Source organism: Caballeronia sp. LZ028 (assembly GCF_031451415.1).
GTDB lineage: Bacteria > Pseudomonadota > Gammaproteobacteria > Burkholderiales > Burkholderiaceae > Caballeronia > Caballeronia zhejiangensis.
Map to the genome: position 1 here is coordinate 59,688 of NZ_JARUXN010000014.1, position 14,168 is coordinate 73,855.

At 63.2% G+C, this 14,168-nt stretch carries 15 protein-coding genes; 6 read left to right on the top strand and 9 right to left on the bottom strand.

What is annotated here, in order from left to right; all coding sequences use genetic code 11:
• Positions 1–4 precede the first annotated feature (4 nt).
• Complete coding sequence (locus tag QCE58_RS31875; protein WP_008346709.1) at positions 5–1,207, top strand: porin; 1,203 nt, start codon at positions 5–7, stop codon at positions 1,205–1,207.
• Between the two features lie 180 nt (positions 1,208–1,387).
• On the top strand, positions 1,388–2,323 hold the full coding sequence (gene catA, locus QCE58_RS31880; RefSeq protein WP_250522286.1) for a catechol 1,2-dioxygenase: 936 nt from the start codon (positions 1,388–1,390) through the stop codon (positions 2,321–2,323).
• 85 nt (positions 2,324–2,408) lie between these two features.
• Here catA and QCE58_RS31885 read toward each other — a convergent pair whose 3' ends face one another.
• A complete protein-coding gene (locus QCE58_RS31885; protein ID WP_250522285.1) occupies positions 2,409–4,607 on the bottom strand; it encodes a hybrid sensor histidine kinase/response regulator in 2,199 nt (732 codons plus the stop codon).
• Between the two features lie 377 nt (positions 4,608–4,984).
• On the opposite strand from QCE58_RS31885, the gene QCE58_RS31890 reads away from it, so the two are divergent.
• On the top strand, positions 4,985–5,404 hold the full coding sequence (locus QCE58_RS31890; RefSeq protein WP_250522284.1) for a hypothetical protein: 420 nt from the start codon (positions 4,985–4,987) through the stop codon (positions 5,402–5,404).
• Here the strand turns inward: QCE58_RS31890 and QCE58_RS31895 are convergent.
• The 4 genes from QCE58_RS31895 to QCE58_RS31910 all read right to left on the bottom strand — a co-directional run bounded on the left by QCE58_RS31895 (position 5,393) and on the right by QCE58_RS31910 (position 6,970).
• Positions 5,393–5,590: a hypothetical protein gene (locus QCE58_RS31895; protein ID WP_008346702.1), complete on the bottom strand. Its 198-nt coding sequence runs from the start codon at positions 5,588–5,590 to the stop codon at positions 5,393–5,395. The genes QCE58_RS31890 and QCE58_RS31895 overlap by 12 nt on opposite strands.
• The gene (locus QCE58_RS31900) at positions 5,587–5,805 is read right to left on the bottom strand and encodes a hypothetical protein (protein WP_008346700.1); all 219 of its coding nucleotides are present in this window, start codon (positions 5,803–5,805) and stop codon (positions 5,587–5,589) included. The genes QCE58_RS31895 and QCE58_RS31900 overlap by 4 nt, the downstream gene beginning before the upstream one ends.
• 87 nt (positions 5,806–5,892) lie before the next feature.
• Complete coding sequence (locus tag QCE58_RS31905; RefSeq protein WP_008346698.1) at positions 5,893–6,402, bottom strand: hypothetical protein; 510 nt, start codon at positions 6,400–6,402, stop codon at positions 5,893–5,895.
• A 61-nt stretch (positions 6,403–6,463) separates the two neighbouring features.
• On the bottom strand, positions 6,464–6,970 hold the full coding sequence (locus QCE58_RS31910) for a ferritin-like domain-containing protein (protein ID WP_008346696.1): 507 nt from the start codon (positions 6,968–6,970) through the stop codon (positions 6,464–6,466).
• A gap of 372 nt (positions 6,971–7,342) precedes the next feature.
• Between QCE58_RS31910 and QCE58_RS31915 the strand changes: the two genes are divergently transcribed.
• The 3 genes from QCE58_RS31915 to QCE58_RS31925 all read left to right on the top strand — a co-directional run bounded on the left by QCE58_RS31915 (position 7,343) and on the right by QCE58_RS31925 (position 9,654).
• Positions 7,343–7,714 carry a CidA/LrgA family protein gene (locus QCE58_RS31915; protein WP_250522283.1) on the top strand — a complete coding sequence of 124 codons (372 nt, stop codon included), beginning with the start codon at positions 7,343–7,345 and terminating at the stop codon, positions 7,712–7,714.
• A complete protein-coding gene (locus tag QCE58_RS31920; RefSeq protein ID WP_250437277.1) occupies positions 7,711–8,445 on the top strand; it encodes an LrgB family protein in 735 nt (244 codons plus the stop codon). The genes QCE58_RS31915 and QCE58_RS31920 overlap by 4 nt, the downstream gene beginning before the upstream one ends.
• Positions 8,446–8,547: 102 nt before the next feature.
• The gene (locus tag QCE58_RS31925) at positions 8,548–9,654 is read left to right on the top strand and encodes an NADH:flavin oxidoreductase/NADH oxidase (protein WP_250522282.1); all 1,107 of its coding nucleotides are present in this window, start codon (positions 8,548–8,550) and stop codon (positions 9,652–9,654) included.
• A gap of 51 nt (positions 9,655–9,705) precedes the next feature.
• Here QCE58_RS31925 and QCE58_RS31930 read toward each other — a convergent pair whose 3' ends face one another.
• The 4 genes from QCE58_RS31930 to QCE58_RS31945 all read right to left on the bottom strand — a co-directional run bounded on the left by QCE58_RS31930 (position 9,706) and on the right by QCE58_RS31945 (position 14,116).
• On the bottom strand, positions 9,706–11,514 hold the full coding sequence (locus tag QCE58_RS31930) for an HAD-IIB family hydrolase (protein ID WP_250522281.1): 1,809 nt from the start codon (positions 11,512–11,514) through the stop codon (positions 9,706–9,708).
• On the bottom strand, positions 11,515–12,570 hold the full coding sequence (locus tag QCE58_RS31935) for a glycosyltransferase family 4 protein (protein WP_175981642.1): 1,056 nt from the start codon (positions 12,568–12,570) through the stop codon (positions 11,515–11,517). It abuts the gene before it with no gap.
• 40 nt (positions 12,571–12,610) lie between these two features.
• Entirely contained in the window at positions 12,611–13,690 is a 1,080-nt protein-coding gene (locus QCE58_RS31940; protein ID WP_250522280.1) for a glycosyltransferase family 4 protein, read from the bottom strand.
• 138 nt (positions 13,691–13,828) lie between these two features.
• Positions 13,829–14,116, bottom strand: coding sequence for a DUF6566 family protein (locus QCE58_RS31945; protein WP_008346683.1), 288 nt, complete (start codon positions 14,114–14,116; stop codon positions 13,829–13,831).
• Between the last annotated feature and the right edge of the window lie 52 nt (positions 14,117–14,168).

The window sequence follows — 14,168 nt, forward strand, 5'->3', positions numbered from 1 at the left end:
ACGTATGAAACTCGCCTTGGGAACTTCTCTGGCGCTGCTTGCAGTTGCAGGCACGGCGCACGCACAAAGTGCGGTGACGCTGTACGGCATCGTCGACGATGGCTTCAACTGGACATCGAACGCCGGCGGCCACAATCTCTACAACCTGTCGAGCGGCGTCATGCAGGCCAGCCGCTGGGGATTGAGGGGCAGGGAAGAGCTTGGCGGCGGGCTTGCTGCGCTGTTCGTACTCGAGAACGGCTTCGACCTGAATAACGGCTCGCTTGCGCAGAAGAACCGCGGCAGCACGCAAGGTCTGATGTTCGGCCGGCAGGCGTACGTGGGCTTGTCCAGTGCTTACGGCACCGTGTTGCTCGGGCGGCAATACGATTCGGTCGTGGATTATGTGGGCCCGTTCGAGTCCGGTACCCAGTGGGCGGGATATATCGGCGCCCATCCAGGCGATCTGGATAACCTCAACAACGCGTATCGCGTGAACAACGCGATCAAGTTCGTCAGTAAGGCTTACTACGGCGTTACCTTCGGCGGCGTCTACAGTCTGGGCGGCGTCGCGGGTGCGGTCTCGCGCAACCAATTGTGGTCGCTCGGTGCGGGCTATGCGAACGGCCCGCTGACGTTGGGCGTCGGTTACCTGAACGCGCGCAATCCGAACGTCGGCTTCTTCGGCGACAACGGCGCAAGCACGCCGCCCGCTGCGAGCGCGAACTTCATCTCTTCGCCCGTCTATAGCGGCTATGCATCGGCTCGTACCTATCAGGTGGTCGCGGCAGGCGCTGCTTATGCATTCGGCGCGGCCACGGTGGGTGCAACGTATTCCAACGTGCAGTTCAAGAACCTCGGCGATACCGCGAACTCCGGTCCCAATCCGCGCGGCTATTCCGGCAATGCGAACTTCAATAACGTCGAAGTCAACTTCAGGTATCAGCTCACGCCGGCGCTCCTGCTCGGCGCGGCATTCGACTACACGAAGGGCGGTGACGTCGATTCGGCCACCGGCAACAATCCCGGCGCCAAGTATTACCAAGGCGCGCTCGGCGCCGATTACTTCCTGTCTAAGCGCACCGATGTCTATCTGATCGGCGTGTACCAGAAGGCATCCGGCATCGATTCCACCGGCACAGCGGCGGTTGCGGCGATCAACAACCTCACGCCGTCGACGAGCGATCGTCAAAGCACGGTCCGCGTGGGCATCCGCCACAAGTTTTGAAGCCAGCCGACATTCGCGCCGGGATGTCATCCATTTCACGGATGGCATCAACCACATTTGATCTATTTGACGGATATGCGGGTGCGGCCTAATTTGTCGTCGAGACGACGCGTGAGTCCGCGCGTGGTACCGCGGAACGGAAGACCTGTGTCGTACCCCCATACCTATGGAGACAACATCGTGAGCGTCAAAGTATTCGATACGAAGGAAGTTCAGGGCCTGCTTTCGGCCGCCGCCAATCTCAACAGCGATAACGGCAATGCACGTGCGAAGCAGATCACGCATCGGCTGCTAAGCGACCTGTTCAAGGCCATCGACGACCTCGATATGACGCCCGATGAAATCTGGGCAGGCGTGAACTACTTCAACCGGCTCGGTCGCGACGGGGAAGCGGCCTTGCTCGCGGCGGGTCTCGGTCTCGAGAAGTTTCTCGACATTCGCATGGATGCGCAGGACCGTCACGCGGACATTCACGGCGGCACACCGCGCACCATCGAAGGTCCGCTGTATGTGGCGGGCGCACCGTTGCGCGATGGTGTGGCGAAGATCGACCTCAATCCGGACGATGACGCCGGGCCGCTTGTCATTCGCGGCACCGTAACCGGTCCCGACGGCAAGCCTGTCGCGGATGCCGTCGTGGAGTGCTGGCATGCAAACTCCAAAGGCTTCTACTCGCATTTCGATCCGACCGGCGCACAGAGTGACTTCAACTTGCGTGGCGCGGTGAGAACAGGACAAGACGGCAAGTACGAGTTCCGCACGCTCATGCCCGTAGGCTATGGATGCCCGCCTCACGGTTCGACGCAAGAATTGCTGAACGCGCTTGCACGGCATGGCAATCGTCCTGCACACGTTCATTTCTTCGTGACCAGCGATAACTTCCGCAAGCTGACCACGCAGATCAACATCGAGGGCGATCCGCTCATTTGGGATGACTTCGCGTATGCCACGCGCGAGGAATTGATTCCTCATGTCGTCGAAAAGAAGGGCGGCTTTGCGCTCGGTCTAAAGGCGGACGCTTACAAGGAAATTCAGTTCGATATCGCGCTGACTCGCCTCGTCGAAGGCAAGGACAATCAGCTTGTCAGTCGTCAGCGCACGGCGGTGACGGCTTAAGTCGGCGAAGCGGATGACTCCGCTTCCATTTGCTGCGGCAGCGACGATGTTCATCGCGTTGGCGGCGATGGGCGAGAGTGACGAATCACCTGATCGCGGGTGCTACGCTCTGCAGCAAAGCCTGAAGGTCGTCGATGTTGAAGGGCTTGGAAAGAATCGTTACACCGGCGTTTTTTGCTCGTTCGAACTCGTCGGCATAGCCGGTCATCAGCGCAATAGCCTGCTTCGGCCATTTCCGCCGCACTTTTTCCGCAACATCGATTCCGTTGTTGAGCCCAGGCATTTGAATGTCGGAGAGAATGAGATCGAACTTCGCGCCGTCCTCCAGCAGACCTAGCGCTGCATCTCCGGTGAGTTCGTGTCGGGATTGCCAGCCGAACACCTCCAGTACGGCCGAAAGTCCCGCGGCCACTTCCTCGTTGTCTTCGACCAGCAAAATGGAACCCTTGGTCGCCTCCGTCACCGTGACGGGTGGTGAGGGAGACACGGTCGTCGCTTTGGCTTTGGCTTCGGCCTGCCCGGAGCCACGGGGAAGAATGAGCGACACGGTCGTTCCTTTACCTTCCTCGCTCTCGATACGTGCTGTTCCGCGCGCCTGCTCGCACATCGCGATGACCTGCGCAAGGCCGAGCCCCGTGCCAGCGTTCGCGGCTTTGGTCGTAAAAAGCGGCTCGAATGCGCGTTGCATCACTGATGCCGGCATGCCGACGCCGGTATCGGAACAAGCGATGACAACATAGTCACCGGGCTTCAGGCTTCCTTTCGAAGTATCGAGCGTGATGTTCCTGGTGCGAATGGTAAAGTCGCCGCCGCCGGGCATTGCATCCCTGGCATTCACCGCAAGGTTTATCAGCGCCGATTGAAGTTCGGTTTGGTCAACGTAGATTGGCCAGATTTCGTCAGAAGACCTGATGTGAAAGCGGATGCGCTCATTGAGCGACATCTGAATCAGAGAGGCTTCCCGTTCGAGCCAATCTTTGACATCCACGAACTCCTCACGCAGCGGTTGCTTGCGAGCGACGCTGAGTAGCCGCCTTGCCAGGACCTCCGCCGAAGCGGAAGCCCGTTCCACTGCGATGACTTCTTTCTCCAGTCCGTTGAAGTGCTTGCGACGGGCCAGTTCCATGTTCGCCTTGACCACCATGAGGAGATTGTTGAAGTCATGCGCGACGTTTGCCACGAGATTGCCGAGTGCGCCCATACGCTTCATCTGACGGCTTGTTGCTTCCGCGGAAACGCGCATCCCGAACTCGGCTTTCCATCTGTCCCACGCCGTTCGTTCACGTTTCAGACGGCTCAAACTGAACACGACCAGAAACCAGATGCCTACGCATGGAACCAGCGTCGCGATGGCAATCAGACCGTCGTGTCGCAACCATCTGTATGTAACCGTCGAGACAGGGATTCCGGAGGTCACGTAAAGCGGGTATGAGCCGACCTCTCGATACACCAGGAGCTTCTCGACGCCGTCGAGCGTCGAGAAACCCCTGAGACGTCCGCTTTGCCGATTAGCCTGAATAGCTTCCAGCAAGGGTTGACTGCTTGTCGGTGCGCGTCGCGCTTTTGGCTCGGGAAATCGAACGAGCGTAGTACCGTCGCTTCGGAAAAGGCCCACCGTCAAAGCCCGGTCATGTGCGGTCAGCCGGTCGTAGAACGACGAGAAATAATCGCGTCGAAGGGATATGGCCAAGACACCGAGATACTGGCCACTCGAGTCGTATCGAGGGAACGTCACATCGAAAACGTCCCGAGCCGGGTCGGATATTTGTTCGGGCCGCAGCATGCCAACTGCCGCAGAAGCGGCATGGCGTGCAGACCAGATATCCGAGCGGTCTCCAATCGATTGAAGGCCGACCGGATAGGTGCTGCTGCTGGCAAGCAAATTTCCTTTCCGGCCAAAGACAGCAATCGAGAAAACCGATGGCACCCGCTCGGCGGTTTGCCTCAGAAAGCGATGAGCAGATTGCTGTCGCGCGCGAAGTGCGACATCCCCGTCGTCACCGAGAAAGGCCATTATTCGAAGCGATACCTCCTGATTCACGTCGAGGACTTTTACGGCCTGCTCCTCGGCAACTCGCGAGAGTCTGTCGATTCCTTCAGTCGAATCCGCGATTCTGGTTTGAAAACCGAAATAACCGTACGTGGCGAGAAAAAGCAATGGTGTGATGATTGATGCTGCAAGCACCGCGAGCAGCATGCGCCGGGTCACGCCAAAGTCGCGTGGCGGAACGGGGATATCGAGCGCAGTGCTGTCCGGGACAGATGTTTCCTGATGGGCAATCATGGGACTTCGGGGCGGGGCGCGAAGGCGAAGTCTATTCAGATGTTCGTACGACGTCAAACTTACCGTTGGCGCGGTGGTCGTCGACGTGTTTAAGGGCCGGATAGATACGGCGTCATGGAATCTTTTTTTGCTCGCACGATTTTCTCGAAGCCGTGCGTCTTTGTTTGGCGAGCGTTCGTATTGACTGATACGTCGCTAGATTTGTGGCCGACGCCGTAAAACTTACTTGAATTTGAACAAGATTGGAGAACTCCCATGCTCCACCGACGGATGCCAAAGCGCGTTCGACGTCGGCGGGTACGCCCGATATGTCGATGGCACCGGGAGAATAGGGTATCGGGTAATCGACTGGAAGAGGGCGGCGACGTTCTCGCGATGTGAATGTTTCGGATGCCGATGCAATTACCCAGCAATCGACGACTTACCCGCACCGCATCCGACCGACGGCAAAGCCGGTCAACCCCGGCGCGGGCGAAGCCGACCTGGCAATGCGCGGCGCGACGCCGCCTCGCCAGTCGTACCTGTTCGCTTACTGGCTCGCACCGGCGGGTGCGTCGCTGGCGGCGGTCGCCGGGAAGCTGGCGGCAGCCGGCGCGGATGACCCTGCGCTGTCGCTTGCCGCGGTGCTTCCGCCGCTCGTATTGCGGTTGCAGCCCGACGTCAAGCAGACGGACGCCGTCACTGCGGCGATCAACATGGCCCTGATCGTGATGGTTCGGTTCATGGCGTGCTCCTCATGGACTTATCGAGTCAAATGGCGCTGCGTTCGACCGGCAGCGCCGATGTCAGTCGGGTGACTTCAGGCGGTCGCCTTCGCTTTGCGTGCCCGGCGGTGTTCCCGGCTTGGTAGCGGGACCGGCGTCCGGCGCGCGATCCTCGTTGGGGCCGCGCGGCGCCGGCTCCTTCGGGTTCGCCGGGATGTTCTCGGTGTGTCCCGGCACCGGCTGCCCTTCGATATGCTGCGGCGTCTGTTCGTCGGTCATGATTGCCTCGTCGATGCCTGATGGTTGTCCGGCTTGGGATCGGGTTCCGCCGTGGTATCGGTGCCGCTCTTGCCATTGCTGCGGTTGGTGATCTCGCCGGTTTCGTCGAGGACGTCGTCGAGATCGTCGTCGGCATCCTCGTCGGGAGCCGACAACCATTGAAGCAGCGGCAGACGCGCTGTGTACTGCGATGCAGGCAAGAAGAAGTGGGTCATGGTGATCGCTCGATTGGCTGAAGGTAGTGAGATCGAGCAAGCGTTATTCCATCAGCGTGACGAGCGCATGCATTGCCGACTCCGCACTCAGGCGCCGTTGCCATCGCTTCGCGCTGCGCCGCGCATCTCGTCCGCCGGACGCGGAAAGCCCGTGCGGTCAAGATAAAGCTGGGCGTAATGCTCCGAGCGTTCGCTGCGCTGCCGCGCCCGGTCATCGGACAGGGAAGTCACCGCGCGCGCATCGAGCGCGGTGACGCCCGCGACGTTGAGCAAGGCGCCGAGCGCACGCGTGTGCGCGCCTTGCCGGCGTTCGCGTGGCGCCGTCGCCACGGTCATCAGATCGAGCGCGTCGCCGCCGATGCGCGCCATCAGATACGGAGACGGATCGCGCGACGAAAGTATGCCGATGCCGCAGGCAATCTCTCTCAGCCCATACAGCCTGACGAGGCCAGGGCTGACGCGCAGGCCGGACATGCGTGCGACGGTACGGGGCGCAAGCAGTTGGGCGGTTCCCAATGCGAGACTGAAGAATGCGAGTCCACGGGCAAGCGAGTGGCCCTTCGCTTGCTGGTTGTCGGTCGCGGGATACTGGCTCATGGTGTGTTCCGGCTAGGTATGACGACTGGATGAACGAACATGTCGAAGCCTTCTGCAAGGCTTATTTCTTCGCTTCCTGACCGGATGCCGAGCGGTCGAGATATTCGGTCGAGATGGAAGGGATGTGTTCGAGCAGCCATTGCGCCATTGCCTGCTCCTGAGGCAGGATCCGTTCGCACGCGGCCCGGGTTTCGGCATCGCCGCAGCGCGTCGCTGCCGCAATCAGCGAGGTGTAGGACGCGATCTCCATGTTCTCGAACACATAGCTCATGATGGCGCCTTTCACGACTTCGTCGGTCATGGTCATGCCGCCCGCCGCTTGCGCGAAGGCCATCATCTTGGCGGCAAGATCCTTGACCGTCGATGTGCTGCCGCCGAGCCGCTCGATGCACGCGGCGACGATCTTCTGCTGGTCCAGCGTTTCTTCCAGATGCTGATCGATACGCGCCTTCAGTTGCGGATAGTGCTCGAGGCGCCCGGACTGCGCGCGCAGCATTTGCTCGGCTTGCTGTTCCATCGCGTGCGCGTCGCGAAGCCAGTCGAGCAGGTGTTCGGTCGGTTGAGCCATGGTGTCTCCCGGATCGATGTGAACGGATGAGCGAAGCAATCGCGCTTCGCGCTGCCCGATGACTCGCAATCGTCATGCCGCGCATGTTCGTGGCATGACGACGAATAGTTAGGATGCCCTTCGTACTGTTGCGACATGAAAATAAAGCGCGATACTTTAAGCGCGCCTTGAATGGCGCGTTATCTTCCGTGGCTTCAGCCCGCCGTTTTCAGGCGGGCCTTTTTTTGCACAAAGTCGCATCGAGCGGGGCAGATGGATCGACCAGCCCGTGCCCGATGTGCGGGCGAGTCACGCGCTTCCCGAGCATCTGGGGTACGCTTCGTCCGCTGCCGAAAGAAGGCATGAACATCGCACGCACCAGGAGTTTTTCCCATGCTCGCCGCAATTGCTACATTGCTCGTTTTCCAGTGTCTCGGAGAAGGGCTTTCCTATCTCTTCAGCCTGCCGGTGCCCGGCCCGGTCATCGGCATGCTTCTGCTCGCCGGATACTGCGCATTGCGTCCGGCCGCCGCGGCCACGCTCGAACCCACGGCGCTCGAACTGCTCCGGCACCTGTCTCTGCTGTTCGTGCCGGCGGGCGTCGGCGTCATGGTGTCGGCGCATGCGCTGCGCGGCGACGTGCTTGCCGTCGTGTTCTCCGTTGCAGTCAGTACCACACTCGCGATCGCCGTCACCGCGCTCGTCATGCGTGCGATGCTGCGCGGCCGCCGCCGCGTCGCCCATGAACACGGAGACCGCACATGATCCCGGTGCCGCACTTCGGAGCGATCTGGGTCTATCTGGCGGCCACGCCGCTGCTCGGCCTTACCATCACGCTGCTCGCGTACCTCATCGCGCAGCGCATCTACGCGGCGTGCCGCTTCAATCCGCTCGCCAATCCGGTGCTGATTTCGGTGGCCATCGTCGTCGTGGTGCTCAAGACGAGCGGCACGGCCTACGAAACGTATTTCGACGGCGCGCAGTTCGTGCATTTTCTGCTCGGGCCGGCCACGGTCGCGCTGGCGTTGCCGCTTTATCGGCAGTGGGCGAATCTGAAGCGGCTCGCGTGGCCGATTCTCGTGAGTCTCGCCGCCGGCTCGCTGACCGCGATCGTATCCGCCGTGTCCGTGGCGGCCTTGCTCGGGGCGTCGCGTCAGTCGATTGCATCGCTCGCGCCGAAGTCCGCGACGACGCCCATCGCGATGGCCGTGGCGAAGGAGATCGGCGGCGTGCCTTCGCTGACGGCGGTGCTCGTCATCACGACGGGCGTGTTCGGCGCCGTCACCGCGCGGGGTATCCTCAATGTGCTGCGCGTTTCCGACGTCGAGGCGCGCGGCTTCGCGCTCGGCGTGGCGTCGCATGGCATCGGCACGGCGCGCGCCTTTCAGGTCAGCGAAGAGATGGGCGCGTTCGCCGGCCTCGGCATGGGGCTGAACGGCGTGTTTACCGCGTTCGTCGTGCCCGTTCTGCTGCCTGTGTTGTCGACGCTGCTGTGATGTCCGCGCGCCCGGCTTGAATGTCGCACGGAATAGCCATTGCTGGCGACGACGGCATGGGTCGCGCCCCTCGCGACGTCACAACCGCCAAGGAACCTGTCCATGTCACAGCCTGCACTGTTCCAACCTGCGCGCTTGCGCAATCTGACCCTCGCCAATCGCATCGTGATCGCGCCGATGTGCCAGTACTCCGCCGAAGACGGCTGCACGAACGACTGGCATCTGATTCATCTCGGTCAGCTCGCGCTGTCCGGCGCGGCCTTGCTCACCATCGAAGCAACGGCCGTGCTGCCGGAGGGACGCATCACATATGCGGATGTCGGTCTCTGGAACGACGAAACCGAAGCGGCGCTGAAGCGCACGCTCGACGGCATCCGGCGATGGTCGGACATGCCGGTCGCGATCCAGTTGAGTCACGCGGGACGCAAGGCATCGACCGATGTGCCGTGGGAAGGCGGCGCCCAGATTCCAACCGATCACGCGCATGGCTGGCAGACCGAAGCGCCTTCGAGCGTCGCCTATGAGGACGGTGAAGCGCCGCCGGTCGCGCTCGATGCGGCCGGACTCGCGCGCATCCGCGATGCGTTCACGGCGGCCGCCACGCGCGCGGCGCGTCTCGGCATCGATCTCGTTCAGATCCACGCGGCGCATGGCTACTTGCTGCATCAGTTCTTGTCGCCGTTGTCGAACCGGCGCGACGATGAATACGGCGGTTCGCTCGAGAACCGCATGCGTTTTCCGCTCGAAGTGTTCGACGCCGTGCGCGCCGCATTTCCCGCCGAGCGGCCGGTGACGATCCGCGTGTCCGGCACCGATTGGGTCGACGGCGGCTGGGACATCGAGCAGACCGTCGCATTCGCCAAAGCGCTCGAAGCGCGCGGCTGCGATGCCGTTCACGTATCGAGCGGCGGGCTTCATCCGGCGCAGAAGATTCCGGTCGGGCCGAGCTATCAGGTGCCGCTCGCGCGCGCCGTGAAGCAGGCGGTCGGGATGCCGGTCATCGCGGTCGGGCTGATCACGGGCATCGAACAGGCGGAGGCCATCGTCGGAACCGGCGATGCCGACATGATCGCGCTCGCGCGCACGGCCCTGTACGACCCGCGCTGGCCGTGGCACGCCGCGGCGGAGCTGGGCGCACAGGTGCGCGCGCCGAAGCAGTATCTGCGCTCGCAGCCGCATCAGTACCGGCATCTCTTCGAAGAAGACTGATCGTGCGATGCGGTCGCGCGCTCGAAGGGAGCGACGCTTGCAAGCCGGTTCTCATGGCGGCGTTCGTTCGCCGCCCTTCGCGCCAGGCGCGAGCACGTTCGGCAACACCGGATTCTCGGGCTGCGTATAGCGCACCTGCACGAGACGGGTGATCGCAGCGAGGCTCTCCTCGGCGGAATCCCGATGTTCGCGCTCGACGGCGGCGGTTTCGTCGGCGAGTTCGGCGTCGCCGATTACATCGCGGAACCATGTCGAATAGTCGCCGCGCCGCAGATGAAAGAGCCATGTGTCTTCATCGACGCCATCGGCCAGTTCGAGGAAAAGCGTGAGGTTGTGCGCGCGCAGCTTGAGCCGATTCTCCGGCCCGCGAAAGTAGAAACTGCGCTCGGGGATAAGCATGCCCGCCGCATATTTGCGCACATGACGGCGACGCTGCGTTTTGGCCGGCTCCACGCGAACGATGCGCGGATCGCCCCAGGCGTCGCCGCTGAGCGGCTCGCGCCGCCAGACGAGCGCCTGACCGACTTCCGGCGCGCCCGATAGCCGGCGCGGCATCGCGATGCCCGCGGCGCGCGCGAACTCCTCGAGCGCTTCCCAGGCGCCGGGACCTGCGCCGATGAACACGTTGACGCGTTCGAGCACGCGCTGCGAGATCGCGTTCGGATGCACCGTCGCGAAGATGGCCGGGCCGAGTTGCTCCGGCAGGGTTTCGTCGGCGGCGTTCGCGGCGTTCGGGAAAAGCTGATGTGCCTCGTCGAACAATATCCAGTGCGGCCGCCCGTTGAGCGCGCGCGTCGATTGCAGCTCGGCGAGCAGTTCGGCGCAGTACGAAGGCCGCTCGGCGAACGCAACGTGCATCAGATTCGCGACGACAGGCTGGCGCGGCTGGCGCAGCAACTTCATGATGTCGTCGCCTTTGGGCGCGTGCTCCGCATTGCCGATGGCGAGCGTCTTTTCGAGGTTGTCGAAATCGCCTTCCGGATCGAGCGCGCAGAACTGATATCCCGCCGCGCACAGACGCTCCATGAGTCCGGTCAACAAGGTCGACTTGCCGCCGCCCGACTGCCCGGCGAGCAGCGCGACGGTGCCTTGCTGTTCGAGCGTTTCGGCGGTGTCTTCATCGCCGCCATCGCCGCTTACGGTGCGATGCCCGATCAGCAGGTTGTGCCGCGCGTCGCGTCGGCTCAGGTGTGCGAGGTCGTCGGCCAGAATCTTGTCGATGAGTTCCGCGACGGCCGCCCCGGCGACGCCTTCGAGACAGATATCCGCGTGCGCCTTCAGCACATCGAGCGCGTTGCCGACCGCGGCGCCGAACTCGCACGCGTCCAGCAGCGGATGATCGTTCTGCGCATCGCCGACGCCGACGGCATTGCGCGGCGAGAGCGCCATCGCATCGAGGGCGGCATCGAGCCCCGTCGCCTTGCTGATGCCGGGCGCGAGAATCATCACCGCGTCGCCGTTGAACACGACGTGCAGATCGAGGCCGAGTTCGCGGATCGCTTCGTGCGCCTGTTCGTCGTACGGGCGCGATGTGGCGACGAGCGTCTCGCTCACGCTCAGGTGCTTCACGCCGCGTTGCCGCATCGCTTCGACGAACGCGGCGGGCGGCGGCGGCGCGAGAAGCGTGCGTTCGCGCGTCGCCGGGTGATAGAGCACGCCGCCGTTCTCCGCGACCACATACGAAAACCGGTCGATGCCGTCGCACAGACTCAGCAGATCGTCGAGTTCGCGGCCGGTGACGAGCACCATATGGCGGCCGGATTCGCGCAGCCGGTCGACGGCGCGCCACGTCGCTTCATCGACGCGGCCATGCTGCGCCAGCGTGCCGTCGTAATCGCTTGCAAGCACCATGCAGCGCATTCAAACCTCCGTCAATGTGAGCCGCGCGGTGCGCTCGCGCACGAGCCGCTCGTAGACCTCGACATAAGCACGCCCCATGCGCTCCGCCGTGAAAAACTGCTCGAAGCGCGCGCGGCATGCGCGCCGGTCGATCTCCGGCAATCGCGCGACGGCTTCGACCGCCTCGTCCTCGTCGCGCACGATGAACCCGCTCACGCCATGCTCGATGATCTCCGGCACCGAACCGCGCCCGAACGCGATGACCGGCGTGCCGCACGCGAGCGCTTCGATCATCGCGATGCCGAAGGGCTCCGGCCAGGCGATCGGAAAGAGCATCGCGCGGGCATGGCCGAGCAGTCCGCGCTTGCCGTGATCGTCGAGTTCGCCGACGAATTCGACGTGCGGCGCCTCGATGAGCGGTTCGACATCGCGAATGAAGTAGGGGCGATCCGCTTCGTCGATCTTCGCCGCGATCCTGAGCGGCACGTTCGCCCGCCGCGCGATGCGGATGGCCGCGTCCGGTCCCTTCGATGGCGCGATACGTCCGACGAACGCGAGATGCTGTTCCGCCCGCGCCTGAAACGGCAGCAACGCCGCGGGCATGCCGTGATGCACGGTCGCGGTCCAGCCGGCCCACGGCATCGGCTCGCGCTGCGCATCGGAGATGGACACGAGCGGCACATCGGCGAAACGCCGGTAAAGCGCGTCGAGGCCGGGCACGTCGAGCCGCCAGTGAAGCGTCGTAACGTGCGCGGCATCGAGCCGGCGCGCGTACGGAAAGCTCATGTAGTCCGTATGAAAATGCACGATGTCGAAATCGCCGGACGCGCGCACGACGTCCTCGAGCATCGCGAAGTGGAAGGCTTGCGGATCGGCGGTGTCTTCGAGCAGTCTCACGGCGCAGTCCGAACTCGCGACGAGCTTCGCGCGTGTGCGCGAGTCGGCGCTTGCAAAGAGCGTGACGTCGTGTCCCATCTTCACGAGTTCTTCCGTGAGCCAGGACACGACGCGCTCTATGCCGCCGTAACGTCGCGGCGGCACGCTCTCATAAAGAGTGGAAACCTGGGCGATGCGCATGGCCAATTACGCGAGTGAATGCAACCGGAAACGGCAATCGTCATGCCTGCATCGGGTCGCCGGGTGCCCATTCCTCGCCGCCTCGCGCTGGATCCGCGAGCAGCGTGCGATAAATCGCGAGGTAATCGCGCGTCATGCGCTCGGCGCTGAAGCGCCGCTCGAAGCTGCGCCGGCAATCGTTGCGACGAATGGTGCCGAGTTTCTGCACTGCACGCACGGCCTGTTCGACATCGTCGACGATGAAACCCGTCACGCCATGCTCGACGATCTCCGGCACCGCACCGCGCCGGAAAGCGATCGCGGGCGTGCCGGAAGCCATCGCCTCGATGAGCACGAGGCCGAAGGGCTCCTCCCAGCCGATCGGAAACATCAACGCACGCGCATGGGAGAAGAGTTCGAGGCGCGTCTCGCCGCCCACTTCGCCGAGATATTCGACGAACGATTGCGAGGCCTCCAGCATCGGATAAATCTCTTCCCTGAACCACGCGCGTTCGCCGGGATGCACGGCCGCGGCGATCTTGAGTGGCAGCCCCGCGCGCCGCGCGATATCGACGGCGCGCTCGATTCCCTTCTCGGGCATCATGCGGCCCACGAAAAGCAGATAGTCGCCGCCGTTCGGAGAGAAGCGCATGGCATCGAGCGGCAGGCCATGATGCACGGTGCCGATCCAGTTGGCGTGCGGTGTGTCCTTGCGCTGGCTGTCCGAGATGGAAACGAGCGGCGCATCGGGATAAGCCTCGTAGAGCGGACCGTGATCGGGCACGAGCAGTCGGCCGTGCACGGTCGTAAGCGACGGACACGACATATACCGCTGCAATGGCAGATGAAACGGCTCGCCGTGGAAGTGAACGAGGTCGAACTGCGCGGAGCGGCGCACGACGGCGTCGAGCTGACGCAGATGATGGCTCGTCGTATCCCACACGCGTTCGTCACGCCAGAGTCCCACCGGATGTGTCGCGCGAAGGCGCGCCTGGGTCTTGGAGTCGCCCGCAGCGAACAATGTGACGTCGTGACCCCACGCGACGAGTTGTTCCGTCAGCGCGGAAACGACGCGTTCGGTCGCGCCATAGGCTTTGGGGGGAACGCTTTCATAGAGCGGTGCAACTTGTGCGATCTTCATTTTGCGGTCCTTGCGGGCCGTTCGCTGCAAGCCCGATTGCTTGCGGATGACGGATAAGCTCGCCGAGCAATCGAAGGGCCACACGCGCGACGATCGCGGGTCGCGCTCGAAGCAGGCACGTCGCCGCCGCGATTCAGATCATTTGTCCTGGACGCCGGGCTTCGCCGGATGGCCGATTGCGCCGCCGGTGTGCTGATTGTCGTGGCCGGCGAGATATCGATCGATCAGCCGGCGCGCCTGCTCGACGCCGCCGCGCAGCGCTTCCGCGCTCGTCAGCCAGTTGGGTTCGACCGTCTCGACTCGAGGCAGAGCGACCGGCCGTCCGTTGCGGGTGACGCGCAGCTCGGGTGTCCAGTCGCCGGTTGGCGTTTGTTTCGTCGATACCTCGACGTCGTAGCCGCCAAGGGAAAAGGTCTCGGTTTTCATCGTCGGTCTTGTATCGGTTGGATCGGTTGTTTCGGGTGAACGAGGTCGCAGC

Coding starts and splice junctions, on each gene's coding strand:
- QCE58_RS31875 (WP_008346709.1), top strand. CDS start 5: ATGAAACTCGCCTTGGGAACTTCTCTGGCGCTGCTTGCAGTTGCAGGC.
- QCE58_RS31885 (WP_250522285.1), bottom strand. CDS start 4,607: ATGATTGCCCATCAGGAAACATCTGTCCCGGACAGCACTGCGCTCGAT.
- QCE58_RS31895 (WP_008346702.1), bottom strand. CDS start 5,590: ATGACCGACGAACAGACGCCGCAGCATATCGAAGGGCAGCCGGTGCCG.
- QCE58_RS31900 (WP_008346700.1), bottom strand. CDS start 5,805: ATGACCCACTTCTTCTTGCCTGCATCGCAGTACACAGCGCGTCTGCCG.
- QCE58_RS31905 (WP_008346698.1), bottom strand. CDS start 6,402: ATGAGCCAGTATCCCGCGACCGACAACCAGCAAGCGAAGGGCCACTCG.
- QCE58_RS31910 (WP_008346696.1), bottom strand. CDS start 6,970: ATGGCTCAACCGACCGAACACCTGCTCGACTGGCTTCGCGACGCGCAC.
- QCE58_RS31915 (WP_250522283.1), top strand. CDS start 7,343: ATGCTCGCCGCAATTGCTACATTGCTCGTTTTCCAGTGTCTCGGAGAA.
- QCE58_RS31920 (WP_250437277.1), top strand. CDS start 7,711: ATGATCCCGGTGCCGCACTTCGGAGCGATCTGGGTCTATCTGGCGGCC.
- QCE58_RS31925 (WP_250522282.1), top strand. CDS start 8,548: ATGTCACAGCCTGCACTGTTCCAACCTGCGCGCTTGCGCAATCTGACC.
- QCE58_RS31930 (WP_250522281.1), bottom strand. CDS start 11,514: ATGCGCTGCATGGTGCTTGCAAGCGATTACGACGGCACGCTGGCGCAG.
- QCE58_RS31935 (WP_175981642.1), bottom strand. CDS start 12,570: ATGCGCATCGCCCAGGTTTCCACTCTTTATGAGAGCGTGCCGCCGCGA.
- QCE58_RS31940 (WP_250522280.1), bottom strand. CDS start 13,690: ATGAAGATCGCACAAGTTGCACCGCTCTATGAAAGCGTTCCCCCCAAA.
- QCE58_RS31945 (WP_008346683.1), bottom strand. CDS start 14,116: ATGAAAACCGAGACCTTTTCCCTTGGCGGCTACGACGTCGAGGTATCG.